1 protein-coding gene is annotated in these 294 nt (G+C 54.4%); it reads right to left on the minus strand.

The window, feature by feature from the left end; all coding sequences use genetic code 11:
- Positions 1–294: hypothetical protein (locus ACO0K9_RS28135; RefSeq protein WP_422990715.1), on the minus strand; the 294-nt coding region annotated here is incomplete at both ends.

The following is a 294-nucleotide window of genomic DNA, read 5'->3' on the forward strand; positions in this document are numbered from 1 at the left end:
TCAGGGTATTGGAGACGCCGGTACCGGTCAGTTGGTCTTCGTCTTGCAGGCTGTTGATACGGGCATTGCCGCCTGGTGTGTAGACTTGTGGGGCTGTGAATGTTTCGCCGGAAACAATGTCAGTACCATTCGTCAGAACGATTTGGGAACCTGGGCTGTTGGTGACGATCGCTGCGATGGTCGTGTCAACGGTGGTTTGTGCTGTGGCCAGTGTGGCTGCATCAACGACTTTGCTCAGCCATACTTTGGCTGTGGCGTTGGCATCAACACCTGCGTAGGCAGTGATTTCTTTGG

Origin of the sequence: Undibacterium sp. Ji50W (assembly GCF_049340445.1) — a bacterium.
In the GTDB taxonomy this organism is placed as follows: domain Bacteria; phylum Pseudomonadota; class Gammaproteobacteria; order Burkholderiales; family Burkholderiaceae_D; genus Undibacterium.